At 47.9% G+C, this 18916-nt stretch carries 7 protein-coding genes; 2 read left to right on the plus strand and 5 right to left on the minus strand.

Annotated elements, in window-relative coordinates; genetic code table 11:
- The first annotated feature begins 376 nt into the window (after positions 1 to 376).
- Both C6H66_RS13695 and C6H66_RS25965 read left to right on the plus strand, forming a co-directional pair.
- Positions 377 to 1162 carry a class I SAM-dependent methyltransferase gene (locus C6H66_RS13695; protein WP_046396346.1) on the plus strand — a complete coding sequence of 262 codons (786 nt, stop codon included), beginning with the start codon at positions 377 to 379 and terminating at the stop codon, positions 1160 to 1162.
- A gap of 55 nt (positions 1163 to 1217) precedes the next feature.
- On the plus strand, positions 1218 to 1385 hold the full coding sequence (locus tag C6H66_RS25965) for a hypothetical protein (RefSeq protein WP_160297015.1): 168 nt from the start codon (positions 1218 to 1220) through the stop codon (positions 1383 to 1385).
- A gap of 133 nt (positions 1386 to 1518) precedes the next feature.
- On the opposite strand, the gene C6H66_RS13700 is transcribed toward C6H66_RS25965, so the two are convergent.
- Genes C6H66_RS13700 through C6H66_RS13715 form a run of 5 tightly spaced genes read right to left on the minus strand, consistent with a single transcriptional unit; the run spans position 1519 to position 18890 of the window.
- Positions 1519 to 1881 carry a nuclear transport factor 2 family protein gene (locus tag C6H66_RS13700; RefSeq protein ID WP_228999632.1) on the minus strand — a complete coding sequence of 121 codons (363 nt, stop codon included), beginning with the start codon at positions 1879 to 1881 and terminating at the stop codon, positions 1519 to 1521.
- Positions 1882 to 1921: 40 nt separating this feature from the next.
- Positions 1922 to 5122, minus strand: a complete 3201-nt coding sequence (locus C6H66_RS13705) for a non-ribosomal peptide synthetase (protein WP_105395865.1) — start codon at positions 5120 to 5122, stop codon at positions 1922 to 1924.
- 28 nt (positions 5123 to 5150) lie between these two features.
- Entirely contained in the window at positions 5151 to 6416 is a 1266-nt protein-coding gene (locus tag C6H66_RS13710; RefSeq protein WP_046396348.1) for an MFS transporter, read from the minus strand.
- The gene (locus C6H66_RS26810) at positions 6413 to 6994 is read right to left on the minus strand and encodes a thioesterase domain-containing protein (protein ID WP_248000674.1); all 582 of its coding nucleotides are present in this window, start codon (positions 6992 to 6994) and stop codon (positions 6413 to 6415) included. The genes C6H66_RS13710 and C6H66_RS26810 overlap by 4 nt, the downstream gene beginning before the upstream one ends.
- Position 6995: 1 nt before the next feature.
- Complete coding sequence (locus C6H66_RS13715) at positions 6996 to 18890, minus strand: hybrid non-ribosomal peptide synthetase/type I polyketide synthase (RefSeq protein ID WP_248000675.1); 11895 nt, start codon at positions 18888 to 18890, stop codon at positions 6996 to 6998.
- Positions 18891 to 18916 lie beyond the last annotated feature (26 nt).

Genomic DNA, 18916 nt, shown 5'->3' on the forward strand with positions numbered 1-18916 from the left:
TGGGTTATGTGTCCAACGATATCTGCTTCCAAAAGTGCGCAGATGTACCGCAATTTTGCCCTTCCTTTCAGGCCACGGGAGTTTTCGTTCGCCACCCGATGTGTAATTCTTGCAGCCAATGGATCATAGATAATAACGTATTATAGATTGGATTGAGCGGGGTCGCATTTTTGTTTGATGATGAGAATAGCTTCACCTCTATTCATAACATTGACAGCTTAACGAAGGCGGTTTTATTGCTGAAACGTCATTAGCGGATTTTTATCCACCATCACGAACAAATATTGGCTGTTGTCCGTGCAGGTGGACGACTCAATTACATTTTTAATCAATTGCCCTAAAACCCATCACCAATAGAGAAGGAGCAGAGGATAATATGACACAGCATAAAGAAAAATTTGATGGTTTGGCTAAAAGTTATGATCGCTACCGTCCTCGTTACCCGCAGGCACTTTTCCATGAAATTTGCCACTGGCTGCCTAAAGACAGGGCACTGTCTGTTATCGATATTGGTGCTGGAACAGGCATTGCTCTCGAAGGGCTGGCAAATCAGCTAGGTCAGCAACATCACTACACTGCCATTGATATTTCGCAAGATATGATCGACACCGGTAAACAGAAACTGCCGTGGGTCAGTTGGTTACATGGCAGCGCTGAACAGCATCTCGCCAATGTGGGTAATCCTGACTTAATCATGGCAGCACAATCTTTTCAATGGATGGATCGGGCAACGGTGTTAAATCTGGTCAGAAACAGTCTGGCAGAGAATGGCATCATAGCGATCCTGCAAAATAACCGAGATTACCGGCATAGTGAATTTTTGAATGAGTATGAAAATCTGCTGGAAGAATTAAGCCCTAACTATAACCGTCACTATCGGGATTTTGATTATGCGCAGGAATTGAAAACTGCATTTCTGTATGAAAATGCCCTCCATATTACATTCAATACCTGCTGGAGTATGCCTATTCCCGGCGAAGCATTTATCGGGATGAGTCGTTCATCGACTCAAGTGCAACGTGCTTTAGCTGTTCACGGTGAGTTATTTATAGAAAGATTAAAAATGCTGGTGGATAAATATCAATTTGAGGGGAAATTGGCAATTTTATATGAAAGCCAACTGTTTATGGTTGTTAAGCAGGTTAATTCTGGAAATGAATAATGTCAGAAATAGAGATCAGCTTCTCTATACCAACTGAGGAAGATATCAAGGAAATATGGTACTCTTGCAAGACGTTTATCTGCCATTTGTGGCTGATTTTATGTCGGCAGCGCTGAATGAAACGCCTGTCAGTATTATGGAGAAGTTAATTTATTGGCAAATTGCTAAATATGATAATCAGGTTGTTGCCATCCATGTCATTACATGTAGCAACTATTACTAAAGGTGAAACAGTTTATAGCCGCTGTTTCACCTTCACTTTGGAAGCCGACTAATATAACAAAAGCGTAGCGATAATATCTAAGCCAAATACAATATCCAGAGAGCGCCAAGTTTTTATTACAGCGATATCCTACTTAATGAGGTACTTCAAATTTAAAGTAATCGCTGAGGAGAGTTATTTTATCGTCCATAATTTCGATTAATGTCACGCCCATATTGCTATAAATATCACTATTTTTACGACGCCCTTCATTTTCCCAAATAACGCAAGCTTGGTTATTACTAGCAATGAAACCAGTTTGCGTAAAATGTAAATATTCAAAATTTGAGAACAGTTTCTTGAGAAAAATAAGCGACATCTTTTTACCTACCATTGGAGGAATACCCGGATAATAAAGTGAAATATCTTCGGAAAAAATATTATCCAGTCGTTTAAGGTCATACTGATTCATTGAGATAAGAAGTTCTGCGGTTAATTCATTTATTCGGTTCATCATGTTTTGTCCTCTGTTTTATTTACCGACATAATCGTGTTATTTAGGCTTGGCTGACTACTTCATTTTCCTGCTGCAAAACGTTCAATCGTTGCACCAGTTGGCTGACCCTCGGTGCGTTAAATAGATCGCGCAACGTGATTTCAACGCCGAAGTCACTACGCACTCTTGCTATTACCCGCATTGCAACCAAAGATTCGCCGCCAAGCTCAAAGAAATTGTCCTTTGGAGAGATATTTTCTAATCCCAACAACTCGGCAAGCAGACGACAAAGCGCGAGTTCTTGTGGACTGGAAGATTCATTTTCATTGACTACTGCACTGTTCCACATGGGTTTCGGCAACGCTTTACGATCTAACTTTCCATTAATGGTCAACGGGAAGTGATCAAGCTGCACTATGGCTGCTGGAATCATCGCTTCGGGCAAGCATGTAGCTAGACTGGACCGTATTAACTGTGGTTCAAGGGTAATACCCTGATGAGCAATGACATAACCCACCAACCGCTTCTGTTGACCTTCATCTTCACGCACAATGACCTCGGACTGCACGATATCAGGGTGTGCATTTAGCGCTGCCGCCACTTCGCCCAATTCAATACGGAAGCCGCGGATTTTAACCTGATCGTCAGTGCGGCCAAGGAAGTCCAATACCCCATCCCGACGTAATCTTGCCAGGTCGCCAGTGCGATACATGCGCGCATCTGTGCCGACAAAAGGATCAGCTATAAAGCGTTCAGTCGTGAGTTCAGGACGATTCAGATAACCACGCGCTACTCCTGCGCCGCCCACGTATATCTCACCCACAAAGCCTACCGGAACCGGGCACTGAGCCTCATCAAGAATATAAATACTGAGATCGTCGATAGGTTCACCAATAAGGCTTGAAGCAGGTTGCGCAATAACTTCACGTGAAAGAGGAAAATAGGTCACATGTACAGTGGTTTCAGTAATACCATACATGTTGATCAATTGAGGTGCGTTATCATCGTGTCTTTGATACCACTCTTCCAGGATATGGGCATTCAGCGCTTCTCCGCCAAAAATCACCATGCGCAGCGCCAAACTCCGCCCAAGCTTAGGAGCTTCGCGATCAGCATGGATCAACGCTTGAAACGCTGAGGGAGTTTGGTTTAACACCGTCACTTTTTCGCTAACCAAAAGCTGCAAAAAATCTGTGGGTGAACGGCTGACTTCCCAGGGAACAATCACCAATCTTCCGCCATTCAACAATGCTCCCCAGCACTCCCAGACAGCAAAATCAAAAGCATAAGAGTGAAACATTGTCCAACAATCAGTTTCAGAGAAATTAAACCAGCGTTGAGTACTTTGTAGCAAACGCATCACATTGTGATGAGTTACTACCACGCCCTTGGGTACACCGGTGGAGCCAGAGGTGTAAATGATATAAGCGGGATGCGCTGAAATCAGCGGTTGAAAGCGCTCTTTATCAGATAGATCAGCAACACTCTGCATTTCCAGATGGGCGATCAACTCGGTATCATCCAGTAATAACATGGGTGTATGGGCTGCCAGACGTTGCGCAATTTCGCTGGTGGTGATCACACAAGCGGATTTAGCATCGTCAATCATAAAATCAAGACGACTTTGTGGATAATCCGCTTCCACTGGCACGTAAGCAGCGCCAGCCTTGATGATAGCCAGCAGTGTCACCATCATCTCAATAGAACGTGGTAAGCAGACCATAACACGCTGTTCCGGGCCTATTTGCCGGGATACCAGATAGCGCGCCAGTTGGTTAGCACGTTGGTTCAATACCGTATAACTCACATTCTCCTGTTGATAAGTCAGCGCCACACTATCTGCCATTGCAATTGCTTGTTGTTCAAAGCGTGAGGTCAGTGTTTCCTCATTATTTGATTCTGTGCGCCGTACAGGTAGTAGGCTCTCTCCCAGGTGCCAACCTGGCAATGTCAGTTCACCAATGGGGCGTGATATATCTGCCAGCAATTCAGTGATGAAGTGCTGAAAAAGAGATTTTTGAAGGTTAATATCGTGGGGAGTGTAGAGGTTATCATTGGTATCGAGCGTAAACTGCAAATTGCCGCCTTCGTCATGATAATAAATGGTCACAGAGAGGTCTTCTACCGGACCACTGGACAAATTTTTGGTACGTCCAAAATTACCCGCAAAGCTCACATTGCTGTTAAACAGCATCACATTAATATTCTGCGCAAACAAGCGGGGGGCAGAACCATTTCGCTGTAAATCACGATAGATATCTTCAGAACGATACTGCTGGTGTTTGAGTAACTGGCGGATTTCCTGGCTGACCTGTTTACTAATGTCGCCTATGGAATGAGCAGGATCTATTGTCAGACGCAGAGGTAATACATTAGATACCATGCCTGGAATACTACGTAACGCACGCCCTGAACGCGCAGTGACTGGCATACCTAAAGTAATATCCTGCTTATCGGTCATACGAGAAATCCAGGAAGCAACGATAGCAATAATAATTTGTGCCATACTGCTTCCGCTCTCTCCACTCAGAGTACGCAGAATATCGTTGACCTTTGCCGGGATTTCACACTGGGTGCAACTAAACGAACCTAAGTCGGCGAACTGACCGGGCTTTGCCCCTACGGCAAGGCTCTGTGGCTCACTCCGGCCTGCCATATACTGTGACCACCATTGACGGTCATGTTGAAAATTTTCCGAGCGGCGGTATTCTTCATCAAAAGCCAACAGATCGCTAAGGGGACCGAAAGGATTTTCCAGCTCATCAGCGCCAGTAAATTTCTGGGTGTACAGTTCAGCAAGCCGTTGAATCAGCAAAGTAGTACCAAAAGCATCACTAGCCAGATGATGGACACGAATAAACAAAAAATAGTGTTCATCACTGATTTTTAGCAGCGCAAAACCAAACAACGGCCCCTGTGTTAACTCCATCGGCCGCACCAATTCAGCTTTCATCCAGATTTCAGCTTCTGTTAACGCATCCACATGGTTAGATAGATCAATAAGTGGGCAGCTCCATTGCAGATGGGTAACGATCTGTTGCTGTGGCCCTTGTGGGTGTTGCACAACTATCACCCGTAAACATTCAGCTTCATCTATCAACTGGGACAATGCCGTGTTAAGTGTCTCAATATCGATAGCGCCTGAAATATCAATATAACAACCCGTATTATAAATTCCTGCGCTTACATTTAATTGTTCAGCTAGCCAAATTTCCTGCTGTGCTGCGGTCAGGGGGTAATAGGTTCCTTGATGTTGTTTCATAATTAATCCTCACAGGCTGGTGATCTTTTTATTTATACAAACCGCGTAATTTAATGTCTGCCTGAGAACCACGTAGCAAAATCAATATGGCGCAGAAGCAAACAATGACAGCAATAACAAAGGGAAGACCTTGAAAATAGAGAGGTTGTCCCTGACGAGATGAAAAATGCAGCAAGAATGCACCCAACAGAGGTGAAGCCGTGATCGCCAGACCCAACATACAGTTCTGCGCTCCCAGATACTCCCCTTGTCGCTCATTGCCTGCACGCAATGAAATCAAAGCACGAAGTGTTGAGTCGCTGATCAACGCCAATGCATGTAAAACAATTGCACCCGCAACAATAAGGGGTGATACGGCCAGGCTATAAGCGATAAACGCCAGCATGTAGAGTCCGTAACCGATGATCGCTGTGCGGTATTCGCCACAGTGCGCCACGAACATTTTTAACAACCAAGTTTGCGTTATGATGATCCCGATGCCGAGTCCGGTGAGAGCCAGACCGTTTTCACGTGGTCCCCAGCCCAAACGTATTTCATTGAGTAAGACAAAACAGGCCAGAAAAATACCGTAAGCCACCATGCCAAGAGCCGAAGCATAAACCAATCGTCTCAGCACCCCATCTGTCGCCAGTAGTTTCAAGCTGCCCAAAGGATTGGCCCGGCGCCAGTCGAACGAACGCCGGTTCTCCTTGGTCAGACTTTCGTTCAGAACAAACATGGCGGCAATAGCGTTCACTGCTGCCAGTGAGCCAGCAATTACAAACGGAAGGCGAGGTGTAATCATGCCTAATAACCCACCAAAGGCAGGCCCGGCGACCATGCCGAAGCCGAGAACACCACTGACCAGACCGAAACGTGCGGCTCGCTGTGCTTCTGGCGTAACATCTGCTACGTAAGCCGATGCAGCGGAAGTACTGGCGGCAGTGGAACCCGAAAAAAATATACCGGCCACCAGCCATCCCAGCGACGGTGCGGTTGCCACCAGCGTATAGCTCAACGCTGTTCCAAACAGTGTTGCAAGCAGTACCGGTCGCCGTCCCCAAGCGTCGCTAAGCGTTCCTAACAGTGGGGCGAAAAGGAACTGTGCAAAAGCATATAGTGAGACAAATAACCCGATTAACGGCACACCCGCTTCCGGTGGTTGCGGGGCAATCTCCCGCAACAGATCGGGTAAAACGGGAAGGACAATTCCGATACCCAGAGCATCCACAGCCAACGTCATTAGGATGACGGCCAATCGGCGTTTATGCTGTCGGTTTTCAGGAAAGTGAACCGTTGGGGAAGAATCACTCATATCTGTCCTCCTGTTATTATTGATGGAAAGTGATGGATTATCGCCTGCGATACATGTGCCACGTGCTCTTCCATCAGACAGCTATAATGATTCCCCGGCACTTCTGCGATACGAATGGGAAGAGTGGAGAACTTTTCCCAACCCCAGCCATTGGTCTCCCGGATCTCCGGCACAACAACCCCTTTCGGTAGGGGGTCTACCGCTTTTACTAACAGCATAGGAATTGGCAACTGTACGGGTATTGGTCGATATTTCGGTGACATATCCGACGCAGCCCGATAGACATTGAACAATCCGTTAATTGAGCCCATATCATTCTGTGCCTGAATCAACGAGAAACGTTTTAGCTGCTCTTTGATATAGCTCAGTAACGCCTCACGTGGTAATGCACGCATTTCGTTGTCATCCAAGCTGTCGATCATCTCCAGTCGGTTAGTGTAGTAGGCAAAAATACCAAGAATAACTTTGGCAATATCAGCATCTTCCTGATATGGAACCGGTGCATAGGGTGGTGCGGCAGAGTCGAGTAGCACCAGAGAACCGATGCTTTCTCCCTCAGCATGAAGCTGCCGTGCCATTTCATAAGCTACTTTGCCCCAATGAATGACCGCCGATATGATATGGCCCCTGCTTCTGTACCGAACGCAAACAGGCAATGTAATGCGTTGCTATTTCTTCCACTGATTGATGCGGCGCAGTTTTTCCATCAAGCCCCAAATATTGCATACCGATAAATGGCAGTTCTTGTGGTAACGCCGCGGCCAGAGGCATAAATTGGGTAACATTGCCGCCCATACCCGGCACACAAAATAGGGGTGAGTAATTACCATTACCGCCGTGATTAATTGGCACCAGACAATAGCGGATATGGGCATTCTCAGGAGCCTGGCTCTTTTTATCGTCAGATAGTGAACGGACAACACGAGTCATTGTCGGCTGTTCGAGAAACTCCGCCAGCGTCAGACAGTGTTGGAAATGATCACGTAAACGGGAGATCATTTGTGTTGCCAACAGTGAATGGCCACCCAGTTCGAAGAAATCATCTTCCAGGTTAATCGTCTCTTCACCCAGTAGCTCATACCACAATTGACGAACCGCTTCCTCTGGGCTGGCGGAATCAGATATCGCCGATGAATTCTGTAATTGCGCGTGCTGAACAGTAGTAAATTTACTGACAACGATCTGTGCTTCCATTCCGGCGATAGCCAGATCGAAAATAGCGCAGCCCTCTTGATTACTGAGACCAATCACACTTTCTTTACGGCGGGCAGCATAATCCACGGCCATCCCTACTTCTGCCCAGGTATCCCAGTTAACTGACGTTACCGGTATAGCCTGCTGTCGCCAGTAGTGCGCCACGGCATCAAGATAACGGTTCGCCGCCGCGTAGTCTGCCTGACCAATGCCACCTACCAATGAGGCAAGTGAAGAGCACAACAGAACAAAGTCGAGAGGGTCCTGACTAATCGCTGTCATCAGTTGCTGGGTACCACTCACCTTTGCCGCCATCACATGGCACCAGTCCTGTGACGTGCCATGCTCCAGCAATCCACTGGCTTCAATACCCGCGGAGTGAATCACACCGTTGATAGCGCCAAATTTTGCCCGCATCTGTGCCAATGCTTCATTTAATGCCACACCGTCAGCAACATCAGCGCGTAACATCATGATTTCAGCACCCGATTTCCGTAACACATCGAGTAAAGCTTCATTTGCCGCATTAGTTTCCCGGCGGCTCAAAATACCGAGTTTAGCCTTACTGCATTGATTGCTGATGTGACGTGCTAGTAACTGACCGATACCCCCCAGTCCACCAGTAATTAGATAAACACCGCCATCATGCAGAATTTGTCGGCGAGGTATCTCATCAAGCTCAGTAAATGTCTGCAATTCACGCTCATCCTGTTTAAGCGTAATGCTGGTAACCGGTATTCCTTCTGTCGTCTCTTCTGGTTGGATATCCGTATACAGTTCCGCAATCAGCGATTGATATGTAGCAAAAGTGTCATCATCCAGATCGATATGACGTGCGGAACATCCCGGATATTCGGCTGCCAATATTCCCAGCAAGCCAAGTGCGGGTGCGGCATTACAGGCTTCCAGCACTCTGGCTGCCTGTAGGCCACGGGAAATCAGGGTAATATTAAAAACCCTGCGATGACTGGTCAGCGCTTTAATCGCCGCCGCCAGTTGTTCAAACGCGGCCTCTGGTTGAGAAATCCCTGCCGCAGTCCAGCACCAGATAATACGTTCTGGTAGCACTTGTTGTTGTATCAGGCAATCTATCAGTCGTTGATAATCTTCGGGTTGATCCTGACGCAAACTAAAGCGGCAAGTATCCTGTTGCAGAAATTGATCAGCATCTTCAACAACGATACTACCGGGTGCCGCCGCTTGCCATAAATCACTCAGTCCAGCGGCTTGGGCGCCAAAAATCAGCCACGGCGCACGATTCTGCTTTGCTTCGCCCAGCGGCTTCGGCAACCATCGAGGATAACGACACCACCGTGCTACATTCGCCTCGCGCACTGGCTGGAGTGGCGCGGAGTTGATCTGACGTAAATTGTAACCGTGAATTTCAACCAGCACCTGCTTGCAATTCTGGTTCTCATCCCAACTAAATAGCGTTATGTCATAAGTCCGAGGTGCCGTCTCAACCGCCAGGCTGTAAAATTCGGCGCATAATGGCTGATGTAGCGTCAGCGAACCATAATGGAACGGTATTGAAGCATCGCCCGGTAACAGACAGGCATGTAAGAACACCGTGCCTAAGTCGAGCAAAGCAGGATGTAATGCAATATCAGGCAAATCATCGATAAATGCCGGATTGAGTCGCAACTGCGCCAATGCACAGCGATCACCCATCCATACACCTGCAATGCATTGCCAGCGCGGTCCATAGTCAGCAAATGCTTGATTGAAACGCTCCGATGCTTCTGCAACTTCTTCAAGCTGCAAATTCCGACGTAACTCATAAGGTGAAACAATCTCTGCTGGTGGAGAGCATACGGCAGTAACATTGCCGTTTGCATGGAGTTGCCACATGTCATCACCATCACCGCGAGATTCCAGCGTAAAGGCAAAGCCATTATCAATGGCGGTCAAGCTGATGCGTATCTGACGCTCAACACCTGCCGATAATACCAACGGTGAGGGGAAGTAAACTTCACTGAAAGTAGCCGTGCCGCCGGGTTGCAATTGGTGAAAAGCACGACGCACTAATTCCAGGCAACCTGTGCCCGGTAATACGCCTTGCCCTTCGAAGATGCGATGTTCATCAATAAACCAGACATGATCATCTAGCTTACAAGTAAACTGTGTGACTCCCTCTCTATCTGATAACTGTGTGAAAGTCGGTAATTTTCTCCGTTGTGTATTTATTACGGCGGCTGATGTAGTGACAGGATGTTCCAACCAGAGATGTTGGCGTTGGAAGGGGTACGCTGGCAGCATAACCCGATGTAATTTGTGTGAATGACCAAATGCGGCCCAATCGATAGCGATTCCTTGCTGCCACAACTGCCCGATGGTATTAAGCAGCACCTCTTCATCCGATTTCTGCTGATGAATACGGCGCATCGTGGTCAGTATCTGAGCCTGGCCTGTTTGCTGTAGATCTTTCAGCATGCTGGTCAGCGCACTCCCCGGACCCACTTCAAGCAGGATTGGATTGTCATAACGGTTCAGCAACGTAAGAATACCATCATAGAAGCGTACCGGCCGACGCAGATGATCTCCCCAATAACCAGAATTGTCGCGATCCTGTTCACTGAACCAACTGCCGCTGATGTTGGATATCATCGGAATGGTGCCGGATTGTAGCATGAAGCCTGCGCTGAATTCTCTCATCTGTTGTGCGGCGGCATCCATCAATGAACTATGAAATGCGTGTGATGTCGTTAGTCGTCGACAAGAAATACCTGCCTTGTCGCACTGTGCTTCCAGTGCAGCGATATTGTCATGGCTGCCGGTTATCACGCACTGTTCAGGTCCGTTGATCGCTGCAAATTCACACTCTGGCGCCAGTGAAACCATGCGTTCAGCTGATGCCTGTACAGCCAGCATTGCCCCTGTGGGCTGACGCTGCATGATTGCAGCTCGATTTGCTACCAATGCCAGTGTATCTTCCAGCTCGAGCATACCCCCAACACAGGCAGCAACCAGTTCACCGAGGCTATGACCAATCATTGCTTGAGGTGTAATACCCCACGCTTGTAGCTGGCAGGCCAGAGCATACTCAACAGTGAACAGGGCGGGCTGAGTATAACGTGTGGCATTTAACCGACTGACAGCATTGTCACGTTCCGATTGCGGATAAATTAACTGCCTGATATCCAGTTTGATGTGTGGCTGTAGCAGTTCGGCGCAGCGATCAAATTGCTGGCGGAATACACCATCGCGCAGATAGAGCGATTGGCCCATTTCAATAGACTGACTGCCTTGTCCCGGAAACATAAAAATCACTGGCCGATGCTGTTGCTTGCGACTAACCGTCTGCGGCGATAGCTGGCGTAGTTGATTGATTAATTGCTCCCGGTCTTTTCCCACAACAAAAGCACGCTCACTGAAAGCGCTGCGTCCCTGTTGCAAAGTCCCGGCAATATCCGCCAGTGGCTCATGACAGGTAGCCAGTGCTACTGCCAGACGTTCCCCTTGTTGAAGCAACGCTTGCGGCGTTTTCGCTGAAATCGGCAGTAGATGCCAGCGCTCGTCATCTAATACACGGTCATCTTGCTGACGCGGAGCTTCTTCCAGAATAAGGTGGGCATTCGTGCCGCCAATGCCGAAAGAACTTACACCGGCACGACGTGGCTTACTGGTTTGCGGCCACGGGCATGCGGTATTGATCACGGAAAACGGGGTCTGTTCGAAGTGGATTGCAGGATTGGGTTGATGATAGTGAATACTTGGCGGCAAAGTCTGGTGACGCAGCGCCAACACGGTTTTGATGACTCCCGCGATACCGGCTGCCGCATCAATATGTCCTATATTTCCTTTCACAGAACCTATTGCACAACTCCCTACAGGCAACACTTCACTATCAGACAGTTCCAGGAAAGCCTGAGTCAGCGCACGCACTTCTATCGGATCGCCTAAAGTGGTTGCCGTACCATGTGCTTCGATATAACTGATGCTGGCAGGCGATACCCCGGCATTACGCAGCGCGTCTTTGATCACTGAGGATTGGCCGTCAATACTTGGTGCTGTGTAACTCACCTTTTGTGCACCATCATTATTGACAGCCGAACCTTTAATTATCGCGTGGATGGTATCGCCATCTGCCAAAGCAGCGGACAGACGTTTTAGTAATATCATCCCACCGCCGCTGCCGCTGGCTGTACCGTTGGCCGCAGCGTCAAATGGCCGGCAAAGGCCGTCTGGCGACATAATTCCACCACTGACATGGACAAAGCCAACTTGTTGCGGGTCCAGCGCTACAGCACCAGCCAACGCCATATCACATTCATCGCGCCGTAAGCTTTCGCAGGCTAAGTGAATAGCGGTGAGTGATGACGAACAGGCGGTGCCGATACTGACAGCCGGTCCGCTAAGGTTCAGTTTGTAAGCAGCACGTGTGGCGATAAAATCCTTATCATTACCTATTTGCCACTGACCGGGATCGAGGTGCGTCCGGTCTTTATTTGGCATGACGTTTTCCAGCAGGTAATAGTTGAAGCCACTACTACCAAAGACGCCCACCGAACGCGGTGTACTATCATTGCCATAGCCGGATAATTCCAACGTTTCCCATGCCATCTCAAGAAACAACCGCTGTTGTGGGTCCATCACCTGCGCTTCACGTGATGAATAACCAAAGAAGCGTGCATCAAACTCGGCACAACCTTCTAGCAAACGTGCGCGTCTGACAAACTGTGGGTGACTTAACAGAGCTGGATCGACACCACGTTGTAACAATTCCTCGTCAGATAACGCCACACTGGCATCATAACCCGCCAACAACCGCTGCCAAAAAGTGTCGAGATCCGGCGCTTGTGGGAAACGGCCAGTCATACCAATAATCGCAATAGCATTGCTATCCTGAGTTGAAACATCCAACGTTGGTGTTGTTGTTTCTTCGGTGGCTATCAGCGGTGTGACTGCAACAGGTGTTTTTTGCTGCGACAGCGTGTCCAGTAGTTGAGCTTGTTGTCGAATGGTGGGATGAGCGAAAATATCGGTTACGGATAAGCTGCTGCCAAACGTCTCATTCAATTGCTGGAATAGCGCCATAACCCGTAGTGAGTGGCCGCCGGCATCGAAAAAGTTTTCGTCATAATCGATCTCATCTCTCTCCAGCAGTTCACGCCAGATAGCCTCAACGCGACTAAGTGATGACACAACTTTGGCTGGCAAAGGGGAAGATTGGTGCTGACCGGCACGCGTTAGTTTCATTTCAGCCAATGCTTTCAGATCGACTTTTCCCGTAATGCCGGTAGGCAGTGCATCAAGAAAGAACAGCGCTGTCGGCACCATCACTTCACTAACTTGTCGGCGTAATGCGTTCAGGATCTCACTGCGGCTGGTTTCGCCAACAATGTATCCCGCCAACTCTTTATTCCCTTGGCTATCGGTGATCGCCAGCGCTTCGGCCTGACGTACACCCGGTAACGCACTTAGGGCGGCCCGTACAGCATTCAGTTCAATTCGATGACCACGGATTTTTACCTGACGGTCAACTCGACCAACAAACTCCAGCGCACCATCCATGCGTTGGCGCACAATGTCGCCGGTACGGTACATGCGAGCTTTTAATTGTGGTGCAAAACTATCGGGTAAAAACACCTCAGCGGTTTTTTCATCCATCCCCAGATAGCCCTGTGCAACACAGGTTCCCGCTAAATAAAGTTCACCCAATTCCCCCGGTGCCACAGGTTTTCTCTGTTCATCAAGCAGATAGAAGCGAACATCGCCCATTGGACGCAGCACCAGATTTTGTCCTGCGGCATGATAATCGGTAAGGGATACCACAATCGCACATTCAGTAGGGCCGTATCCATTCATCAGCCTGCGCCCTACAGACCAGCGCTGGGCGACTTCGGGCATACAAGGCTCACCAGTTACGATAAGCACCTGGAGATTGGGCAGCGGTACTAACGGCACTATCGCCAACGCGGAAGGTACAATCCACATATGCGTAATCTGTTTATGCGCCAGCCACTCTGTCAGCTCACTGCCAGGCAACAGTTGCTGTTTATTACCGAAGACCACGCAAGCGCCTGTTGCAAGCGCCGGAAAAATTTCTCCCAACATCACATCAAACACGGGGGAAGAGTACTGCACTATGCGAGAAGAAGGTTCAAGCCTCAGCTCATCGCGGATTGCCAGAATGTTATGGCAGACACTGCGGTGGGAGACAGCAACACCTTTCGGTTTACCCGTCGATCCCGAAGTGTAAATAACGTAAGCGCAATCATCCGGCTGACAGATAGCCGCCGTAGTTGTATAAGGTGCGTTAGTCATATAAGGTGCATTGGCTATATCTAACTCATCGATATTAATTGCCGCCAGACCAAGACGCTGGCACAGAGGCGCGGTTTCATTTCGGCACAATATCGCTTTTATTTCCGCATTATCAATCACATACCGATTTGCTGGTTCGGCATTGTCAGGAGCCAGCGGCACAAACACCGCACCAATCCGGTTAATTGCCAGCATTGCCGTGACATTATGTGGATGGTGCCCCATCAAAATGCCAACTCGATCGCCACGGCCTGCACCTGCTTGTTGTAGTTGCTGCGCCACATATGTCGTTAATATATCAAGCTGCTGATAACTCAGACTCAATTCATCACTTTCCAGCGCCACATGCCCGCCATACTGGGGTAGGCTTTGCTGGAACAACTGAAACAGTCCCTGTGGCTTATCAACAACAAGTTCTGATTGGGCGCTACTGCCAGCATTAACCGTCAACAAATCAGCCAATGTCGTATCTGGTTTTTCAATGATTTGCGGCAACATAGCCAGCAAATGCTCACTCATCCGTCCCAGAGTAACGGCAGATAACCCCCCCGGCATTGCCATAAAGTGTGTGTAAACCTGACCATTTACACGGTTAATAGCCAGTTCCAAATCAATTTTGGCGCGATAATCCCCCAACTCGACATCTGAAACTTTCATGTCTCCCAATGTTGCATTATTGGGTTGATCCAATTCACAGGAAAAAATAGTTTGGAAAACAGGATTCTTACCCGCCACACGAGGCAAATTAAGTGTTTGTACCAAATAATCGAACGGCAAATCACGATTTTCAATAATGTCGAGACTAACCTGTCGCGTATGCATTAACAGTTGCTGAAAAGTTTGCAACTCACGGCTATTGATACGTACCGGCAGCGTATTAGCAAAGTAGCCAATCAGCGCATCCCATGCAGGCATGGTGCGCAGCGACACCGGTGTGCCGACCATAAGATCCCGCTCACCACTTTGCTGACGCAACAGGAGTGCAAACAGACTCAACCAGACCATAAACGGTGTACAGTTTTGCTCGCGAGCCAGTTTCTCTACATCTTCAACATACTCGTGGGGAATAACACAACTGATTGCCGCCGCCTCGTCGGTTGGTGCAACCATATCATTCAGTATCAGAGTAGCTGGCGTATCTGCCAATTGTTGACGCCAGAAATGAAGCTGTTGCTGTACCGCCGGTTCAGTCAGTCGAGTGCGCTGCCAGGTAATGAAATGCCCATAGTTTGCTTCTAACACGGGCAGTGTGGGGGCTTTACTTGCCAGACGTGCCTGATAGCAGTGCCGTAACTCATCAAAAAGTATTGCCAGCGAACGACCATCGGAAATAATGTGATGCAGAGTAATACAAAGCACGTGCTCTTGCGGGGACAGCGTAAACAGTACCGCTCGGATGAGTGGCCCATTGGCGAGATCGAAACTTGCCATCACTTCTTCTCGTAACTTCGATGCCAGCGCTGAATCACCGCCGGAGATATTCTGTTGGCGCAGGGTTAACGTTAATTCAGACGCAACCTGATGATTGGGTTCAAAACTGGATGTTCCATCCGGTCCGCTTACTTTGCTGACTTGACTGGAGAATGTGGTACGCAATACATCATGACGTTGCACTACGTCATTCAATGCCTGCGTTAACGCACTAAAATGCAAATTACCATGCAGACGCAATATGAAAGGTACGTTGTAACTGCAATCATCCGGCCGTTGCATCGCAATTAACCACAAACTGCGCTGACCGAATGAGAGTAAATCACTGACCTGCGAAATGTGCTGTACAGTAATAGTCTGTTTTGCCCCGCTTTTTTCAATATTCTCTTTTTCAATACTGGCCAGTAACGAGGCCAACCCGACGATAGTCGGATGATTGAAAATAGCGGAAAGCTTAAGCTGAACATCAAATGTCTTATTGATCTGTGTAATCAGATTGGCAGCAATTAATGAATTGCCGCCACAATAGAAGAAATTATCTTCCGTACCGATGACCTGAACCCCTAATGCCGTTCTCCATAATGCCAGCAATTGTTCTTCGCGGGCGTTGGCCGGTTCTGTCATAGATTCCTGATTTTCTGGCAGCGAAAAATCTGGAACCTGCAAGCGCTTACGATCAACCTTCCCGTTGGGGGTGGTTGGTAATTTATCGAGAAACACGAAGGCACGCGGCATCATATGGCCGGGTAGCCGTAGGGACAAATAACCACGTAACGTGTCAGTATCAGCCGATGACACAACATAGGCGACCAACATTTTATTATTTGTACTGTCATTACTGGCGACAACCGCACACTGGCGCACATCTGCGTGTTCCAATAATGCGCTCTCCACCTCGCCTAATTCGACGCGAAAACCGCGAATTTTAACCTGATGATCACTGCGTCCCATGAAATCAATAGTGCCGTCAGCCAGGAAACAGCAAACATCTGAGGTGCGATAAAAACGCGTACCACTAGCATCTACCACAAAACGGCCCTGGCAATCGAATTTGCCGGTAATAAATTTCTCTGCCGTGAGTTGAGGATTATTGAGATATCCTTTCGCTACGGTGACGCCAGCAATCAACAATTCACCACTAACGCCAATCGGCACTTGTTGCAGGTGTTTATCAACAATGAACAGCTCACAGCTAGCCAGCGGCCTGCCTAATGGAATGACTCGCCCGGTTTCCAATGGATGTGTTTCCGGATCAAAAACAGTGCTATCAATGGTTGCTTCCGTCACACCGTAAGAACCTAGAATACGCGTATCCGGGCGGCACAGCGCTTGTGCTGCATGCAGCTCATGACCGAACCAGACATCAGCTCCACACACCAGTGTTGATAATCCATCCAGACGTTTCCCATTATCCTGACAGAATTGAATTAATTGACGCAGTACCACAGGAGGAAAATCACCGAAGGTCACGCCTTCGCTCATCATCAAGCGGTGCATTTCAGGGGCATCTAGCAACCACTCACGCGGACACATCACCAAGCATCCACCGCAGCCCAGAGTGCGACTGAAATCCCCTATACTGAGATCGAAAATCGGTGCGGCAAGTTGTAGCGATACCGGCTCACCGGGTTGGGTGAAACGATAGTCGTGGCGCCAGGCATGGTACGATGCATGCAGACTCCCGTGGCTTACCTCCACCCCTTTTGGATTACCGGTTGAACCAGAAGTGTAGATAACATAGGCGGAATCACTCTCCTGAACTGGCCAGATTGGCTGTACATCCGGCGGCGCTGGTTGACGAAACAGCCCGTCAACTTCCAGCACGATGGCACGAAAATCAAGCAAACCAACAGCATCCTGTTCACTGGAGAGGATCAATACCGGTTGTGCATCATTTATCTTATCGGCGAAGCGAGGATCAGAGGGGGATAACGGCACATAAACCGCACCGGCAGAGAGAATAGCGTAAAAAGAGATGACAATTTCTGGTCGGTAGCTCATAAATATTGCAACCCGGCTACCCGGTTCAACTCCACACTGGCGCATCTTCGCGAGCAGGCATTGCGCGTATTCGTCCAGTTGAGCATAGGTGAAACGTTGATCATGCCAAACAATAGCTGGTGCATCTGGATTATTACGCACCTGTGACTTAATGCGTTCAGCCACTGAAATAAATTCCAATACAGGTAGAGGTTCTGCCGGCCGGGAGAAGCGAGCCAATGTCGCCAGCTCTTCTGGCGGCAACATGCTACATCTGGCGACAGAACGCTCAGGTTCACTTAACAAGGAATCTAACAATTTCTCATAGTGATTCACCATGCGAGTAATGGTGAGGTTATCAAACAAATCGGTGTCAAATTCAACCAGACAAAGTAGTGAATTTGGGGATTCTTCTATCGATAACGTTAAATCATATTTAGCGGTGCTAGAATGGATAAATTGTACTTCTGTTGCTAACCCATCTAGTTGTAATGCTTGTCCCGGACTTTTCAAATAATCAAACATAATCTGAAAAACAGGGGGATGGCTCAGAGAACGCAGGGGCTGTACCACATCGACAATCTCATCAAATGGCAAATCAGCATTTTCATAGGCATCAAGCAATGTATCGCGCGCTTGAACCAAAAGATCACTGAAACTTATCCCTTCGTTAAAACGAAAACGCAACGGTAATAAATTGATAAAAAAGCCAAGACGGACATGTTCATCAATATTGTGACGATTCGCAAATGGACTACCAATAACGATGTCTTCATCGTGTGAATAACGATTCAGTAATACTGCAAAAGCGGAAATCGCCACCATATAAGGCGTCAATCCATAACGTTGGCAGATTTTAGAAATACGTCCAACGAGAGATAAAGGAAGTGACTTCTGATATACCGCGCCACGTCCCCGTTGTTCTAATAGCCGTGGCCGATCTGTAGGTAATTTATGTAGTTCAGGCAATTCCGCGAGTTGTTTTCCCCAATAGCTGCGTAAGCGTTGCCGACGAGCGCTATTCATATGAATATCTGTTACAGAGTCATTGACATGCGGGTAGGTAATTGTCGCTAACTTAGGCTGTTGGCCTGCTTTATACCGGTTATAGGCATGGCTAAAATCATTAAGAAAAACGTGAGTGGACCAATCATCAAATACAATATGGTGAAGAGTAAATATCAACTGATGATCGTTCTCTTGCCGACGAAGCAATAAACAACGAAAAGGCAAATCACTGCTGAGATTAAAACAATATTTGGCTTCGCTATCACAGATTGACTGTATTTTGGTTTCGCGCTCTTCCAGGGAATAATCGCTGAGATCACTGATACGTAATTCGGCCCACTGCGGATTTAATGCTATCTGCAATTCACCATTGAGAACATGAAATTGTGAACGCAATACCGGATGACGCTCAATCATAAAAATAATAGTTTGTTCAAGCGCTTCCCTATCTAACGTACCACGTAAACGTAGCGAAAATGGCACGTTATATAATGCTGAGTCCATATTTCCTTGGCTAATAAGCCATAGCCTGCGTTGAGCGGGTGTTGGTAATAAGAATGGAACATTTGATAAGGTGTTTGAATAATTACTCACAAAATTTTTCCTAAGATAAAAAGATT

Source organism: Photorhabdus hindustanensis (assembly GCF_002968995.1).
In the GTDB taxonomy this organism is placed as follows: domain Bacteria; phylum Pseudomonadota; class Gammaproteobacteria; order Enterobacterales; family Enterobacteriaceae; genus Photorhabdus; species Photorhabdus akhurstii.